Annotated in this window: 17 protein-coding genes and 1 tRNA gene; 11 read left to right on the top strand and 7 right to left on the bottom strand. The window is 62.1% G+C overall.

Annotated features, from left to right (window positions below):
* Window positions 1–128: 128 nt before the first annotated feature.
* Genes EN738_RS19770 through EN738_RS19765 form a run of 3 tightly spaced genes read right to left on the bottom strand, consistent with a single transcriptional unit; the run spans window position 129 to window position 1,356 of the window.
* The gene (locus tag EN738_RS19770) at window positions 129–1,010 is read right to left on the bottom strand and encodes a hypothetical protein (protein ID WP_127285174.1); all 882 of its coding nucleotides are present in this window, start codon (window positions 1,008–1,010) and stop codon (window positions 129–131) included.
* The gene (locus EN738_RS35555; protein WP_189379557.1) at window positions 1,007–1,150 is read right to left on the bottom strand and encodes a hypothetical protein; all 144 of its coding nucleotides are present in this window, start codon (window positions 1,148–1,150) and stop codon (window positions 1,007–1,009) included. The genes EN738_RS19770 and EN738_RS35555 overlap by 4 nt, the downstream gene beginning before the upstream one ends.
* Complete coding sequence (locus EN738_RS19765; protein WP_127285173.1) at window positions 1,147–1,356, bottom strand: hypothetical protein; 210 nt, start codon at window positions 1,354–1,356, stop codon at window positions 1,147–1,149. Before EN738_RS19765 ends, EN738_RS35555 begins: the two co-directional genes overlap by 4 nt.
* A 127-nt stretch (window positions 1,357–1,483) precedes the next feature.
* Between EN738_RS19765 and EN738_RS19760 the strand changes: the two genes are divergently transcribed.
* Both EN738_RS19760 and EN738_RS19755 read left to right on the top strand, forming a co-directional pair.
* Complete coding sequence (locus tag EN738_RS19760; RefSeq protein ID WP_189379559.1) at window positions 1,484–2,314, top strand: S24 family peptidase; 831 nt, start codon at window positions 1,484–1,486, stop codon at window positions 2,312–2,314.
* 97 nt (window positions 2,315–2,411) lie between these two features.
* On the top strand, window positions 2,412–2,759 hold the full coding sequence (locus tag EN738_RS19755; RefSeq protein ID WP_127285171.1) for a hypothetical protein: 348 nt from the start codon (window positions 2,412–2,414) through the stop codon (window positions 2,757–2,759).
* A gap of 41 nt (window positions 2,760–2,800) precedes the next feature.
* Here the strand turns inward: EN738_RS19755 and EN738_RS19750 are convergent, their stop codons facing one another.
* A complete protein-coding gene (locus tag EN738_RS19750) occupies window positions 2,801–3,400 on the bottom strand; it encodes an Arc family DNA-binding protein (protein WP_127285175.1) in 600 nt (199 codons plus the stop codon).
* A gap of 93 nt (window positions 3,401–3,493) precedes the next feature.
* On the opposite strand from EN738_RS19750, the gene EN738_RS19745 reads away from it, so the two are divergent.
* The 5 genes from EN738_RS19745 (at window position 3,494) to EN738_RS19725 (ending at window position 6,194) form a co-directional block, all read left to right on the top strand.
* Window positions 3,494–3,670, top strand: a complete 177-nt coding sequence (locus EN738_RS19745; RefSeq protein ID WP_127285170.1) for an Arc family DNA-binding protein — start codon at window positions 3,494–3,496, stop codon at window positions 3,668–3,670.
* Window positions 3,671–3,736: 66 nt separating this feature from the next.
* On the top strand, window positions 3,737–4,303 hold the full coding sequence (locus EN738_RS19740; RefSeq protein ID WP_127285169.1) for a hypothetical protein: 567 nt from the start codon (window positions 3,737–3,739) through the stop codon (window positions 4,301–4,303).
* A gap of 13 nt (window positions 4,304–4,316) precedes the next feature.
* The gene (locus EN738_RS19735; RefSeq protein WP_127285168.1) at window positions 4,317–4,592 is read left to right on the top strand and encodes a hypothetical protein; all 276 of its coding nucleotides are present in this window, start codon (window positions 4,317–4,319) and stop codon (window positions 4,590–4,592) included.
* Window positions 4,592–4,810, top strand: a complete 219-nt coding sequence (locus EN738_RS19730; RefSeq protein ID WP_127285167.1) for a hypothetical protein — start codon at window positions 4,592–4,594, stop codon at window positions 4,808–4,810. Before EN738_RS19735 ends, EN738_RS19730 begins: the two co-directional genes overlap by 1 nt.
* 562 nt (window positions 4,811–5,372) lie before the next feature.
* Complete coding sequence (locus tag EN738_RS19725) at window positions 5,373–6,194, top strand: tyrosine-type recombinase/integrase (protein WP_189605898.1); 822 nt, start codon at window positions 5,373–5,375, stop codon at window positions 6,192–6,194.
* Between the two features lie 1,060 nt (window positions 6,195–7,254).
* Here the strand turns inward: EN738_RS19725 and EN738_RS19715 are convergent.
* Window positions 7,255–7,329, bottom strand: a tRNA-Val gene (locus EN738_RS19715).
* 114 nt (window positions 7,330–7,443) lie between these two features.
* Window positions 7,444–7,806, bottom strand: coding sequence for a response regulator (locus tag EN738_RS19710; RefSeq protein WP_006199474.1), 363 nt, complete (start codon window positions 7,804–7,806; stop codon window positions 7,444–7,446).
* Between the two features lie 163 nt (window positions 7,807–7,969).
* On the opposite strand from EN738_RS19710, the gene EN738_RS19705 reads away from it, so the two are divergent.
* Both EN738_RS19705 and hisN read left to right on the top strand, forming a co-directional pair.
* Window positions 7,970–8,911, top strand: a complete 942-nt coding sequence (locus EN738_RS19705) for an N-formylglutamate amidohydrolase (protein WP_127285164.1) — start codon at window positions 7,970–7,972, stop codon at window positions 8,909–8,911.
* 317 nt (window positions 8,912–9,228) lie between these two features.
* Window positions 9,229–10,002 (top strand): histidinol-phosphatase, encoded by a 774-nt coding sequence (hisN, locus tag EN738_RS19700; RefSeq protein WP_127285163.1) that lies wholly within the window; start codon window positions 9,229–9,231, stop codon window positions 10,000–10,002.
* Between the two features lie 79 nt (window positions 10,003–10,081).
* Here hisN and EN738_RS19695 read toward each other — a convergent pair whose 3' ends face one another.
* The gene (locus EN738_RS19695; RefSeq protein WP_127285162.1) at window positions 10,082–11,038 is read right to left on the bottom strand and encodes an alpha/beta hydrolase; all 957 of its coding nucleotides are present in this window, start codon (window positions 11,036–11,038) and stop codon (window positions 10,082–10,084) included.
* Window positions 11,039–11,493: 455 nt separating this feature from the next.
* Between EN738_RS19695 and EN738_RS19690 the strand changes: the two genes are divergently transcribed.
* Together EN738_RS19690 and EN738_RS19685 are read left to right on the top strand one after the other, a co-directional pair.
* Entirely contained in the window at window positions 11,494–11,961 is a 468-nt protein-coding gene (locus EN738_RS19690; RefSeq protein ID WP_126058414.1) for an Hsp20 family protein, read from the top strand.
* A gap of 148 nt (window positions 11,962–12,109) precedes the next feature.
* Complete coding sequence (locus EN738_RS19685; protein WP_127285161.1) at window positions 12,110–12,862, top strand: sulfite exporter TauE/SafE family protein; 753 nt, start codon at window positions 12,110–12,112, stop codon at window positions 12,860–12,862.
* Window positions 12,863–13,018 lie beyond the last annotated feature (156 nt).

The following is a 13,018-nucleotide window of genomic DNA, read 5'->3' as shown; positions in this document are numbered from 1 at the left end:
GTGCTTGGTGATGTAGGCGTGCGCCTCCTTCGGCAGCTTCGAGCCGTTGATAATGCGCAGGCCCTTGTCGTCGGCGATCAGATTGGCGCCGAGCGACCGAACCCGCAGAAGGAGTTGGTGCACGTCGCTCAAGCGAGGCCTCCGAATGCCGGCTCGTCGAGCGGGATCACAACATCGTCCTGGCTGGTGTAGCCAAGCTCTTCGGCCTTCTTCTTCCAAAAGCCCGCGGTTCGCGACCAACTGGCTTTGTCGGCGCTTTCCGTCGCGACACGCGTCTTCAGAACGCGGATTTGCTCGTCCTTAGCCCCAATGACCGCTTCGAAGCCGCCCTTTTGGTAGAGCACCCACATGTCGGCGAACTTGGCGTTCTCGGCCTTCAGCTTCTCGATGTCGCCTTCCAGGATGCGAACCGTTTCCTCGAGTTCTTGAACCCGCTCGGCGTCGGTCAAAACAGACGCGGGGGTCGCTTTTGCCGCTGCAATCGCCGCGTCCTTCGCGGCCTCGCTCTGCCTGACAGCATCGGGAAGCTTGGCGCGGTTCTCATCGCGCTGGCGATCGAACTCGGCTTGCTGCGCCTTCTTGTCTGCCTTGGCCTGATCGTTCTTGGCAGCCATCTGCGCGACAACAGCGGCGGTTGCTTCTGTCGGCGCGGCCCCCTTCTTAATCTTGTCCTTGATCTGCTTGGCGGCGGCGGGAAGGTCTTTCTTGAGCTCCCGCACGTCCCGTTTCGAAATGTCCGCCACGGCGGACAAATTCACGCCGGCATCGGTGATCGCCTTCACCACTGTCGCCTGGTCGATCAGCTCGTAAGCCCTTGAGCGGCCGATGTCCCACCGCTCCTTGCAGTAGTCTTCGAAGGTGTCGTGGCTGGCGCGGTACAGCTTGGCTTCGCGGATTTCGGCCAAGGCCTGGCCGACTTCGAAGAACACGGCGAACCCGCGTTCAATGATCTGCTCGCATTGAGCAAGGCGCGCGGTTTCCGCCGCCGGTAGCGTCGTGGTCTTGATCATGCAGCGTCTTTCATGGCGAGAAGCCGCCGCAACTCCGCGAGCGCGCCAGCCTGGGTTGTGCCGGACACCGTGAGGCCGGACAGGGGATCGCGGGCGATCACGGTGCCGTCGGCCGTCCGAACGGAGGTGAAAGCGGTCACGCGGCAGCCTTGAGCTGCTGCAGCAGTCGCTGATGTGCGCCGTCGATGCCGATCCGGCCATTCTCCATGCGCCAGACGGTGGTGTAGTTGCAGCCGAGGTAGTGGGCGAGGTTCGATCGCTTCCAGTTCTTGGCGTTGCGGATTTTCACCATCTCATCAGGGGTAATCGGGGCGGTGTCGGCGATGCGGGTCGTCGTTTCGGTCATCGTCCTTCTCTATGCGTATCGCAAAAATCAATGCGTTAAGCATAGCATAACGAAGAGCGAAAACAATGCAACATGCATTGCTATTTTCATGCATAATGCACGGACTTTCACTTTTAGGGGCTCGTGCATGCAGAAGGAATTGACGACACCGGCCGACCGGTTGCGAATGGCGCGGCAAAAAGCAGGGTACCGGTCCGCGATGAAGGCGGCCGAGATGCTGAATGTCAGCGCCGGAACGTACGGCGGGCATGAGAACGGCTCTCGCGCTTTCGACGCGGAAACCGTTAAAAAATACGCATCAGCCTTTAACGTCCGCCCCGCATGGCTGATGCTTGGCGAAGAGCCGATGACCCTTGACGAAGAATTGGGGCGGCTACTGAAGCACCTGGAAGAACACCATCGAGTTTCGCTCGACGATTGGGATCCTGCAGCACCAGACGACTCAAGCCATGACGACGAAGATGGCGGGGCTGTAGCTGGCGGTCATCAATACAAGCCGAAGCTGCCTGGCGCTCGGCCTGAGATCGACGTGAGGCCTGGCGCTGGCTCTGGACAGATAGGCGCCGAGGTTGTCGCAATATCCAGCGCCGGCAGCGTCACCGGCCACAAGGTTGTCGGCGAATGGCTGATCCCTGACGCGTTCTTTCGGCACGAGCTGCAGGCGTCCCCGGCCGGCTCGATTCTCATGGCCGTGATCGGCGACAGCATGGCTCCCACGCTGCAGCCAGGAAACAGGATCATTGTCGACACGCGCCAGAATTCATTCGGCGCCGACGGCATCTATGTCTTCGACGACGGCGACGGCGAGCCGCGCGTGAAGCGCCTTTCGAAGGTCCTATTCAGCAACCCGCCAGCGGTTACGATCCTGTCCGACAATCCGGCCCTTCCACCGCAGAACGCATTGCTCGGCGACGTTCGAATCATCGGCCGCGTGGTCGGGCAGGTTTCGCGGCTCTAAAAGTCTTTTGCTCAATCGCATCAATTCATGCACAACGCATTGACTAAGTTAATGCGTCATGCATTAATGGCTTCAACCGAACATCTTGGAGCCAGTCATGAACGCGCACGTTGTCCCCGCCCATCCCGACGCCGATCTGCTCGCGCTCGGCAATGACCTTCTGAATGCATGGCAGGCCGAGCGCGCCGCGTTCCGCGCGTCCGGCGACGACTTCGTGGCGGATCAGGCGATCATCTCCGCATCGGATAACTGCCAAGCGATTGCGTCGCAGATCGTGATGCTGACGCCGAAGACTCTGGACGGTGTCCGAGTGCTGGCGATGGTCTGGGGCCATGCCTACTACTTAAGCGAAAGCCCAGGCGAGTACGAAGGCGCTGATAGCGACTACCCCTGCGAACGCGCGGCCAACGCCGTCATGTCGTTCCTTCTGAAGGACGTGGCGTGATGCTCTCGCGCACGAGCATGCGCTCGACGCACGTGGGAAGCCTACGATTTCTTGATCTTGCGGAATTGCTCGATCAGCCGGTTGAACGCGCTGTCATCCCCGGAAGCTGCATCAAGAAAAGCGTCGCGGAAAACCATGATCGTCTGCTCACTAAGCGACTGGTTGACGCGCAGTTGCTCGATCAATTCGCTCTGCTGTTTAAGCAGGATCTCTGTCTGCGCGGAGGTATCACCTCGGGCGTGCGAAAGATGCGCCAGTTCTTCCTTCAACCCTTCCAGAAGGTCGGACTGCTCTTTCAATTCGGCATACCGCTTCTCGATCGCATCTTCGGCGGCTTGCCGGTGCTGCGCGTCTTCCGCCGCTTCGCTGATCAGCGCTTGGAGCTGGTGCGTAACCGTCTTCTGCTGTTTCAGTTCGCGCTCACAGACCGCCAATTCAAGCTGGGCTTCTTTCCATTTGCCTTCGATGAAATCCCGCTCATCACGCAGGCCATCTCGAATGGCCGGCCAATCAAAACTAACCCTCAAGCGATCGACAATCTCGGCGGTAAGCGATCGCCCGCTGTCCCTGGAAACAGCTTCCAGCCGGTCCTTAAGATCGGCCGGCATGCGGAGGTTTACCTGAGGATCATTTCTCGCCATGCCCGCCATTTAAAGCACCGTGCTATTGACCGCAATGAAGAACCGTGCTTTAAAGCACCGTGCTTCATATTAACCTTAACGGAGCATAGCTAAATGGCAAGAGCAGACCCCCAACTGAATATGCGACTACCGGCCGATGCCGTCGCGTTTATCGACGCGCAGGCCACCCGGAACGGCAGTTCAAGAACCAGTGAAATTGTGCGGTGCATCCGCGACCGCATGGACCGCGAAACGAAAACGGCGACCAGCGAGCTTGCAGGCTCAAACTGATCGCCGTTCGAAATGAAACCGCCTTGCAGGGCGGCTCCCCAATGTCACACCCGATGGAGATCAAACGTGACACCAGCATCAAATAACACGCGGAACGTGAAAGTTCCAGTGCCGGCCGATCCGGCGTTCGTTTACGGCCTTCAGCTCGGCCAGGCTATGGACGAGCAGGAACGGCTGCAGGAACTCGAATATGAGGCCATGCACGCCAAGCAGCACGGCCCTCATCGTATCTATGGAGCCGCCGAACATCATCAGGACGACATGGTTGTAGTGCTCAGGGATATGGTTGCCAACGTCCGAGCTTCGAGCTTGGACGGCTCCCTTGTTCAGATCGCTGTCGCCATCGACTTCGTGGCCCGGATCGAGGACCAGTATCCCGAAGCAGAGAAAGACTACGAGGTAAAGCGTCAGTTCCGCACCCTCGAACGGCTGCTGTTTTCGGCCCTGAACGCATTGAACGATGTGACGGGCGGGAAGCTCACCACCCTCCACAAGTCTCATTTCGGCATCAGCTTCTGCGACCCTTGGCGCGATCCGTGCGAGGCCGCTGCGCACAATCTTCAGGCAGCGAGCGAAGCCAATGAACGCGCCGCCGCTCGTCGGAAAGGCCTGAAAGGGGGCGGCAATGGCTGATCTCTCCCCGACGATGCAGGCCATCGCCATGCACATCCATGCCAGCGCCGAAGCTCGCAAGCAGTGCGATCTGGAGGACTGGAAGCTGATCTCGCAAAAGGCGGAATTCGACGCGATGGACGCCATGGATGACGCCTTGGTGGCCCTGTGCGCCGCACAGCCGAAATGGGAAGTCGATCGCGTCGTTTGGCAGAAGTATCTGCTCGCGATCGATCTGCCGGCCAAGATCGACGGCCAAGCCGGACTGACTGCGCGCGTTTTGAAGGCGCTGATCAGCGGGAAAACCTGATGGCCGGCAGCATGGCGGAATACAAGCGCCAGACGCGCGCCCATATCGCTGGGCTACAGGGACAGGTGACAGCGGCCGAGTTCAAGGCCGCCCAAGCCGACCAGCGCGCCGAGAGGGCCGAACGAGCGGAACGCCAGATCGCCATCGAACGCGATATCTGGAAGCACCGCGCCCTCGACGCCGAGGCGGTGCTGAAGTCGAGCGGGGCGCGGCCATGACACTCGACGCGACCGAGGCGCCCTTGACGCTCAAAGAGGCCTGTGCGGTATTCTTCCCGACCAGGAGTGGCAAGCCGAGCATCACGCCGGCCACGTTGCGGGCTGAAGCTCGCCGTGGCCGGCTTAGCATTATGCGGATCGGCCGCACCGATTTCGTGACCCCGCATGCCGTGAGGGAGATGATGACCAAATGCCAAGACCAGCCAAAGGCGCCCGCCTCTACCTCGACCCGAAGCGCCGAGAATGGGTCATCCGAGACGTCGGCGAGGTCTTCGAGCGCACAGGCTGCAGCGAACCAGATCGCGAACGAGCTGAAAAAAGGCTCGGCGAGTACATCGCGGAAAAGTTCAAGCCAGTTACCCGCGAAGGTAATCTCTCTAGCCTCTCGATTGCCGAAGTCCTAACGGCCTACGGTCGCGAATACGCGCCCCACAAAAAATCGGCAGAGCGGAGCGGTTACGCGCTTGCCGCTCTTCTGACCTTTTGGGGACCGCCGAAGACTCTGGCTGATGTGCGCGGCGAAACGTGCCGAGCCTATGCCCGGCTTCGCGGAAAGACGGTGGTGCGAGGAACGACCGTGCAGGCGGGCACGATCCGGCGCGAACTGGCGGAGCTCTCCAAAGCGATCAACCACTGGCACAAAGAGCACGGCCCGCTGGCGTCGGTGCCCGAAGTGACTATGCCGGACGTACCGCCGCCGCGCGACCGCTGGCTGACGCGCACAGAAGCCGCGATGCACCTGGCCGGCGCACTCGGCTTCTATCGGGAAATGTGGTGCGACGTGTCGACTAGGCGCGAGCATTTCAGGTGGTGCCGGAACCAGTTCGCCATCAACCGCCACCTTGCCCGCTTCATCCTACTCGGGCTTTACACAGGATCCAGACGAGCGGCGATCTGCAATGTTCAGTGGATGACGAACACCGGAGGCGGCTGGATCGATCTTAACCGCGGCGTCATGCATCGACGAGGCGAGGGCGCTACCGAGACCAACAAGCGTCAGCCGCCCGTCAGGCTTGGCCGCCGCATCTCCGCGCATCTGTCACGCTGGAAGCGGATCGACGACACAGCGAGAGCCGAGGCATCGGAGGAAGCCGGCGAGCCGGTGGCGTCCCATCTGCACGTCGTGCACTACATGGGGCGCGGCGTCGCGTCCGTGCGCACCGCTTGGGAAATGGCGATCGACAACGCCTGGCTTCAGCCCGAGGTCACTGGCCAGTCGCCGATCACACCCCACGTCCTGCGCCACACGCGCGCCACGTGGATGATGTTCGCCGGCATCGACATCTGGGAAGCGGCCGGCGCGCTCGGCATGTCAGCCAAGACTCTGGAAAAAGTGTACGGCCACCATCATGTCGACTTCCAGAAGAACGCGGCCGAGGTTTAGCAAAGACGAAAGAGCCCGGCGAAACGGGCGAAAAAATAGTTGCTGAAGGGGGAATCTTTTTTAAGCGAACATGTCTATCGTGCGCCAAACAAGGTAGGGCGCGTATGCAAAACACTTCTCACGCGGTCATGGCTCAGCGGCACGAGCCCAAGGACAGCACAGACAATTTTCCGACGCCTCCGTGGGCTACGCGCGCGTTGATCGAGCACGTGATCGGTCCTGAAAACGTTCGCGGGATGACCTGCCTCGAGCCCGCCTGTGGCCAAGGTCACATGTCCCGCCCCTTGCAAGAGTATTTCGGCTCTGTGCAGTCCTCAGACGCGTATCACTATGGGTTTGGGCCAGTCCGCGATTTCCTAGTCTACCCCTTTGAAGCAGTCTCGCACGATTGGGTGATCACAAACCCGCCTTTCCGCCTTGCCGAAGAGTTTGTCGACCGAGCGCTAACGGTTGCGCGCATGGGCGTTGCGATGCTCGCGAGGACAGTCTTCCTCGAAAGCGTCGGAAGATACGAGGATCTTTTCAGTTCGCGGCCGCCGTCCAAATTCGCTCAGTTCGCGGAGCGCGTTCCTATGGTGAAAGGCCGCTTGGACCGTAAGGCTACTACGGCGACTGGCTACGCATGGTTTGTTTGGGAGAAAGCTAGCACGGCGGCTCCAGCTCTGATGTGGGTACCGCCATGTCGAAAGATATTGGAGCGGGACAGCGACTATTCGTGCCGGGCGGCCCTTTCGGAGGAAGGGTGTTAGCGGCCGCGGCCTCAAACTTCCCGAACTTGCCTTGTTCGGCATCTGCTACGCGACCTTGGTTCTCTCCGAACCATGCGGCGATATCGTGCTTGTTGTCCCCCCGAGCAACCATCCCAAGAATTTGACGAACATCGTTGTCAGTAAGCGCCATTATACCTGCCTCCCCAATAGCTTCGAACGGCGTTGATCTAGGTGCACCGACCTCCGGCTTCAAGCGGTCAGAAAATGCTTCGCGACTCGTTCACTACCGGGCATTTCTGTGCCGTTTCTGTGCCAATCGGCACAAGGGCTTAGCTAAGTTATTGAAAGGATGGTGGGCGTGACAAGGATTGAACTTGTGACCCCTGCAATGTCAATGCAGTGCTCTCCCGCTGAGCTACACGCCCATCCGATGCCGCGCATACACCATTTTTGATCCAGCACGTCAATAGGTGGAAAAATGAAAGAAGGGCTCGTTTTGTCGCGCCCCGAAGGCGCGCCGGGATCGAGCCGGAAACGCCTCAGGCCGCCTGCAGCATCTTTTCGACCTCGTTGACGAGGTCGCGCAGGTGGAACGGCTTCGACAGCACCTTGGCGTCCTTCGGCGCCTTGGAGTCGGGATTGAGCGCGACGGCGGCGAAGCCGGTGATGAACATCACCTTGAGGTCGGGGTCGATCTCGGTGGCGCGGCGCGCAAGCTCGATGCCGTCCATCTCCGGCATGACGATATCGGTCAGAAGCAGCGAGAACGGCTCCTCGCGCAAGCGTTCGTAGGCGCTGGCGCCATTGTCGAAATCGCTCACCTGATAGCCGGCGCGCTCCAGTGCCTTGACGAGGAACCGGCGCATATCGTCATCGTCTTCCGCCAGCAGAATGCGTGCCATCATATCCCGTCCGAATCACCCGCCCAACCTTGGCGCCGGGCTAGCCCGTTAACCATCCTGTATATGAGGAGGTGACGGTAAACATCAAGTGAACGAAGGCCGTATTATACTCAGTTCGGGCAGGGGTTCGGGGCGCCTAAAAGCTGGACATGCGGCTATCGAAATGGCAGTTTTGACTCATGATGCAGTGCTGTTTCCTGGTTCATTCACATTGAAGACGGCAGCCGAGGATTTTTCGGTCGTTCCACCCTTCGAAATCCGATCGGGCGCCGAGCAGCGCGTCCCCTTCCTGTTCAACTCGCCGCATAGCGGCCGCCACTATCCCGAACGCTTCCTGGCCATGGCCAGGCTCGACCGCAACGCCATCCGCCGGTCCGAGGATTGCTACGTCGACGAATTGTTCGGCGGCGCCATCGCGCTCGGCGCGCCGCTGCTGGCGGCGAATTTCCCGCGCGCCTATCTCGACGTGAACCGGGAACCCTGGGAGCTCGACCCGCGCATGTTCGCCGAGCCGGTGCCGTCCTTCTGCAACATCCGCTCGGCGCGAGTGGCTGGCGGATTGGGCACCGTGCCCAAGCTCGTCGGGGAGGGGCTCGACATCTATTCCGGCCGCTTGCCGCTGGCCGAGGCGGTGGCGCGCATCGAGACCGTGTACAAGCCCTATCACGAGACGCTGAAGCGGCTTTTGACCCGCACGCATGCCAGGTTCGGCTACGCGGTGCTGATCGACTGCCATTCGATGCCGGCAAGCATCAGGGTCGGCGACAACGGCGTGCGACCGGATTTCATCATCGGCGACCGTTTCGGGATTTCCGCGACGGCGGCGCTGACCGAGACGGCGATCGCCCTGCTCACCGGCATGGGCTACACGGTGGCCCACAACAAGCCCTATGCCGGCGGCTTCATCACCGAGCATTACGGCCGTCCGGCGCGCCATCTGCATGCGCTGCAGATCGAGGTCAATCGCGGGCTCTACATGAACGAGCGGACGTTCCAGAAATCCGCCGGCTTCGACGCGCTTGCCGACGACCTCACCCGCTTCTCGGCCGATCTAATGGCGATGCCGGACCATCATTTCGTCGATCTGCCGCTGGCCGCCGAATAAAGCCAGGCGCTCCCCGCCCGCGCCGCGAGCCGGTGAAAAAAAGACCGCATCGTTTTCACGACACGGTCGAAGTCTAGGGAGGAAACGCCCAAGGAGGGCATGGACAGGAAAACCTGTCCGAGAACAAATCTATTGTGCGATGCACAAATGTCAATCGACTTCAGGCTTTTTTAATTCACAGTGAATGGGAAATTGCGTTTCGGTGGCGTTTGCGTGACATTCAGGCAACAGTTGCCGCGGCGCTAAAGTGATCCCTCCCCTTGTTCCGGCAGGAAATCATCGGCAAAGGACGGCATGCTGCAAAGCGGGAGAATCAGTTGGACATCAGCATCGACTTTATCCGGCGCATCGCGCATGCCGCCGCCGCCGAGACCTTGCCGCGCTTCCGCAGCCAGGGCGCGGTAACCAACAAGGAGGCTGGCAGCTTCGATCCGGTCACCGAAGCCGATCGCGAGGCCGAGCGGGCGATCCGCGCACTGATATCGGCCGAGTATCCCGATCACGGCATTCTCGGCGAGGAGCACGGCAGCGAGAACATCTCCAGCCGGCATGTCTGGGTGATCGATCCGATCGACGGCACGCGTGCCTTCATCTCCGGCCTGCCGGTCTGGGGAACGCTGGTCGGACTGACCGTCGAGGGCGACGCCGTCGCCGGGCTGATGTCGCAGCCTTTCACCGGCGAGCTGTTCTATGCCAACGCGTCCGGTTCCCACTATGAGGGTCCGGGCGGGCCGCGCAAGCTTGCGACGCGCAAGACGACCGACCTCGCCAAGGCGACGCTGTTCACGACGACGCCGGCGCTGTTCAAGGGCGAGGCGCGCACGCGCTACGACCAGTTCGAAAAGCAGGTCCAGCTCGCCCGCTACGGCACCGATTGCTATGCCTTCGCCATGGTCGCCGCGGGAAGCGTCGACATCGTCGCCGACCCCGGGCTGAAACCCTATGACATCGTGGCGCTGATCCCGATCATCGAGAAGGCCGGCGGCGTCGTCACCACGTTTGAGGGCGGACCGGCGGAGAAGGGCGGGGACATCCTCGCTGGGGCGACGCCGGAGCTCCACGCGGCGGCGATGGCTGCTCTGCGCGGCTGAGAGCCCGCGGTCGTTGGTCCTGAGAGCAGGCTGTCAGCTGTCCTCGGTCATGGACGCCATGACAGTGCCCGGGCGCTGATCAGGGCGCGTCGCCGGTTCCGGGAATGAAGGCGTCGAAGGCGGCGAGAAGCTGCTCGCGATAGAGGTCCTTCTCCTGCAGGATCTCGTGGCGGGCGCCGTCGATCATCAGCAGCGAGCCGAGGCGCAGGCGCCTGGCATAGGCTTCCACCGCCTTGGTCGAGACGACCTGGTCGGCACCGGCGGCGATCACCAGCATCGGAACCTGGATCGCGCCCATGAAATCCGGATCGCCTATCTTGACGGAGGCCTCGGCCGCCGCCTTCAGCCAGCGGATCGTCGGCCCGCCGAGCGCCAGCTGCGGCCAGGCTTCGTAGATGCCGGTGTTGCGCCGGTAGCGCGCGGGATCCGACGTCACCTTGTTGATCTCGAACGGCGTCGTCTCCTTCGGTCGCGGTCCCATCGCGGCATAGAGCCGGCCAAGGCCGATCGCGCAGAACACCGTGCAGACGCGGCGGACGGTGCTTATCGACACCGGCAGATCGGGCAAGGTCAGGAAAGGCGCGATCAGCACCATGCGCCGCACCCGATTGACCATCGAAGGCGAGGCGAGCAGCGCGACCACCGCACCGGCGGAATGGGCCAGGATGTAGTAGGGCCCGCGACAGTCAGGCAGCACCACCTCCTCGAAGAACTGCTCGAGATCGCTGGCATAGTCGCGGAAGCTGCGGACGTAGCCTCGCTGCCGGTCGCCGATCAGCCGGTCGGAGCCGCCCTGGCCGCGCCAGTCGAGCGTGGCGACGCCGAAGCCGCGGCCGCAAAGATCGCGGATGGTCTCGAAATATTTCTCAACGCATTCGTTGCGGCCGGTGAGCAGGACCACGGTGCCCTTGAGCGGGCGGGTGGTGGCAGCAAAGACGCCGTAGCGGATCTTCTTGCGGTCACGCGTGGTGAAGAAGCCGCCGGCGGCGTTCTCCGGCGGCGGATTGTCCGGCGTCTGATAAAAGAGATCCGTCATTCGGCGTTTCGTTCTTTGCTCCGTCGCCCGAGCTGGCGAGGCGTCGCATGGTGATAGACGGCCATGCGGCAAAAGCAAAGGCGTCGCGGAGGTGAGGTGGAGACAACGAACGAGGCCGGAAGCAGCGTTGGCGGCCTCCGGCCTCTGTCGATCCGGGAGGAAGGGACGTTAACACCCGGCTCGGCCTCGTCGCGGCGTCTGTTGGGCGCGCCGCCTGGTCCTTGATCCTGGCCGCATCCTAACGCCGCCTGGCTGAACGCAGGCCGAAACCGCGGTTCATCTGCCGTTCATCGAGGCCGGAATGTCATGTCCGCAAAAAATCTTGAAATGCCCTTTTGCGCTTCCCAAATGTCTGGTGCGGTCGCCGATGTCGGGACCGCTGGCCCATCCGAAGCGCCATTCCGGGTTTCGCAGCGGCCAAACGCAAACTCTGTTGCTCAGTAGGAGAACACCCCATGCGTCACGTTGATTTTTCCCCGCTTTATCGTTCGACCGTCGGTTTCGACCGTCTCTTCACCATGCTCGATTCGCTCGGCCAGCCCGACGGCGCGCAGACCTATCCGCCCTACAACATCGAGCGCACCGGCGAGAACGCCTACCGTATCTCGATGGCGGTTGCCGGCTTCTCGGAAGACGAGATCTCGATCGAAGCCCACCGCAACGTGCTGACCGTCAAGGGTGAGCGCAAGGAAGAGGGCAATGGCGAGGGCTCCGAGCTGCTCTATCGCGGCATCGCGTCCAGGGCTTTCGAGCGGCGTTTCCAGCTCGCCGACCATGTCGAGGTCGAGGGCGCCACGCTGAAGAACGGCCTGCTCTTCGTCGACCTCAAGCGCAACATCCCCGAGGAGCTGAAGCCGCGCAAGATCGCGATCACCCAGTCCTCGGACAAGGCCAGGCAGATCGAGGCCAAGGCGGCCGCCTAAGCGCGGGCTCCATCCTCAAAAGTCCGTCTCCTCCCGAGACGAAAGCGGCGCCGAGAGGCGCCGCTTTTTGTTTGCGCGGATTTCTGTGCCATCCGCAACAAAGGCTTCTGGCCCTTTTGAAGCAGGCGCCGGCCCAGCATGAAGGGCGATGTCCGATTTTTCCCTGGCGCTGACGGCAACCATCGCCATCACCTTCCTGCTGGCCGGCATCGTCAAGGGCGTGACCGGCATGGGCTTGCCGACGCTGGCGATGGGGCTTCTGGGCACCGTCATGCCGCCTGTCACCGCGGCCTCGCTGCTGATCGTGCCGTCCTTCGTCACCAATGTCTGGCAGCTGTTCGCCGGCCCGAGCTTCGCGTCGATCCTGCGCCGGCTGTGGCTGATGATGGCCGGCATCCTGATCGGCACGATTGCCGGCGCGCGGCTGCTCGCCAGCGACAATGTCAAATGGACGACCGCCGGCCTCGGCGCCGCCCTTGTCCTCTACGCCGCCTACACACTCCTGGCGCGGCAGCCCGGCATTCCGGCCCGGGCCGAGCGCTGGCTGTCGCCCATCATCGGCGTCCTCACCGGCCTCGTCACCGGCGGCACCGGCGTCTTCGTGGTGCCGGCCGTGCCCTACATCCAGGCGCTGGGGCTCGGCAGGGACGACCTGATCCAGGCGCTCGGCCTTTCCTTCACCGTGTCCACCATCGCGCTGGCGCTTGGCCTCGCCTCGCACGGAGCGTTCGAGGTCGAGCATCTCGCGATGTCGTCGCTGGCGGTGCTGCCGGCCCTGCTCGGCATGTGGCTCGGCCAGTTGCTCAGGCAGCGCATCAGCCCGGCGACCTTCCGGCGCTGGTTTCTGATCTTCCTGATCGTGCTTGGCCTGGAGCTGCTGGCGCGGCCGTTCCTGGGCTAGCCATTAGCCCTTTGCCGCCAGCACAGCCTCGACATTTTGTCGGTGAACGGCTTCGTATGGCGCGAAATACTCGACGGCCGTCGAGGCAAACATGTCCGCGCCGAAGGTTCTCAGATCCTGCTTGGCCAGGTCAGGCACTTGCCGGCAGGCAAGGAG

Origin of the sequence: Mesorhizobium sp. M4B.F.Ca.ET.017.02.2.1 (assembly GCF_003998955.1) — a bacterium.
In the GTDB taxonomy this organism is placed as follows: Bacteria; Pseudomonadota; Alphaproteobacteria; order Rhizobiales; family Rhizobiaceae; genus Mesorhizobium; species Mesorhizobium abyssinicae.
This window is presented reverse-complemented; position numbering and strand designations above follow the sequence as displayed.

What these genes read in the sequence shown, in the direction of transcription:
- EN738_RS19770 (WP_127285174.1), bottom strand. Translation starts at nt 1,010, where the DNA reads ATGATCAAGACCACGACGCTACCGGCGGCGGAAACCGCGCGCCTTGCT.
- EN738_RS19710 (WP_006199474.1), bottom strand. Translation starts at nt 7,806, where the DNA reads ATGGCACGCATTCTGCTGGCGGAAGACGATGACGATATGCGCCGGTTC.
- EN738_RS19685 (WP_127285161.1), top strand. Translation starts at nt 12,110, where the DNA reads ATGTCCGATTTTTCCCTGGCGCTGACGGCAACCATCGCCATCACCTTC.
- EN738_RS19745 (WP_127285170.1), top strand. Translation starts at nt 3,494, where the DNA reads ATGGCAAGAGCAGACCCCCAACTGAATATGCGACTACCGGCCGATGCC.
- EN738_RS19730 (WP_127285167.1), top strand. Translation starts at nt 4,592, where the DNA reads ATGGCCGGCAGCATGGCGGAATACAAGCGCCAGACGCGCGCCCATATC.
- EN738_RS19750 (WP_127285175.1), bottom strand. Translation starts at nt 3,400, where the DNA reads ATGGCGAGAAATGATCCTCAGGTAAACCTCCGCATGCCGGCCGATCTT.
- EN738_RS19690 (WP_126058414.1), top strand. Translation starts at nt 11,494, where the DNA reads ATGCGTCACGTTGATTTTTCCCCGCTTTATCGTTCGACCGTCGGTTTC.
- EN738_RS19765 (WP_127285173.1), bottom strand. Translation starts at nt 1,356, where the DNA reads ATGACCGAAACGACGACCCGCATCGCCGACACCGCCCCGATTACCCCT.
- EN738_RS19705 (WP_127285164.1), top strand. Translation starts at nt 7,970, where the DNA reads ATGGCAGTTTTGACTCATGATGCAGTGCTGTTTCCTGGTTCATTCACA.
- EN738_RS19760 (WP_189379559.1), top strand. Translation starts at nt 1,484, where the DNA reads ATGCAGAAGGAATTGACGACACCGGCCGACCGGTTGCGAATGGCGCGG.
- EN738_RS19735 (WP_127285168.1), top strand. Translation starts at nt 4,317, where the DNA reads ATGCAGGCCATCGCCATGCACATCCATGCCAGCGCCGAAGCTCGCAAG.
- EN738_RS19755 (WP_127285171.1), top strand. Translation starts at nt 2,412, where the DNA reads ATGAACGCGCACGTTGTCCCCGCCCATCCCGACGCCGATCTGCTCGCG.
- EN738_RS19695 (WP_127285162.1), bottom strand. Translation starts at nt 11,038, where the DNA reads ATGACGGATCTCTTTTATCAGACGCCGGACAATCCGCCGCCGGAGAAC.